The 849-nt window shown below is 64.7% G+C and carries 1 protein-coding gene and 1 pseudogene; both read right to left on the bottom strand.

From position 1 onward, the window contains the following. A pseudogene (locus I5W_RS00230) lies at positions 1-240 on the bottom strand (heavy metal sensor histidine kinase); the annotation flags it as partial. Then, positions 237-849 (bottom strand): heavy metal response regulator transcription factor (locus I5W_RS00225; protein WP_044527744.1); only part of this gene is annotated, 613 nt, incomplete at its 5' end. The pseudogene I5W_RS00230 and the gene I5W_RS00225, both read right to left, overlap by 4 nt.

Here is an 849-nt window from a genome sequence, read left to right as displayed (position 1 = left end):
TTCGAACAGCGCCGGGCGCTGCTCCATCTGCTCCACGTTGTACAGATCGTGCATCAGGTTGCGGAAGTGCTCGACCCGGCCGATCAAGGCCTGGTCGGCGCGCTGTGCCAGGGCATCGCCTGCGGCGCGATCCAGATACAGCCCCAGGCCGGTTACCACCAGGCAGGTCATCAGCGCGAACAGGGCGGTCACGCGGGTGGTCAGGGTCCAGCCGCGTGCATGTGCGGTGGCCTGGCTCATGGGTGTTCCGAAAACATGTAGCCCACGCTGCGCACGGTGTGGATCAGTTTCTTCTCGAACGGGGCATCGATCTTGGCGCGCAGGCGCTTGATGGCGACGTCGACCACGTTGGTGTCGCTGTCGAAGTTCATATCCCAGATCTGGGATGCGATCACACTGCGCGACAGCGCTTCGCCCTGGCGCTTGATGAGCAGGTGCAGCAGCATGAATTCCTTGTTAGTCAGGGCGATGTTGAGCCCCTGGCGCGTGACCTTGTGGCGCACGTGGTCCAGTTGCAGGTCGGCGATCTCATAGACCTCGGCCTCGCGCGTGACGCCCCGGCGCAGCAGGGTGCGGATGCGCAGCACCAGTTCGGTGAAGGAAAAGGGCTTGACCAGGTAATCGTCGGCACCCAGTTGCAGGCCGCGGATGCGATCATCGACGTGGTCCCTGGCGGTCAGGAACAGCACCGGCAGATCGCGCTTGCTGCGCAGCGCGCTCATGACCTGCCAGCCGTCCAGGCCGGGCAGCATCACGTCCAGCACCACCAGATCGTAGTCCTGCTCCAGCGCCAGGTGCAGACCATCGGTGCCGGTACGCGCCAGGTCCACGGCATAGCCGGATTCGCGC

The organism is Herbaspirillum sp. B65 (genome assembly GCF_000333555.1).
Classification (GTDB): domain Bacteria; phylum Pseudomonadota; class Gammaproteobacteria; order Burkholderiales; family Burkholderiaceae_D; genus Herbaspirillum; species Herbaspirillum rubrisubalbicans.
The sequence above is the reverse complement of the archived record's forward strand: the minus strand, read 5'-3'. Positions and strand labels throughout refer to the sequence as shown.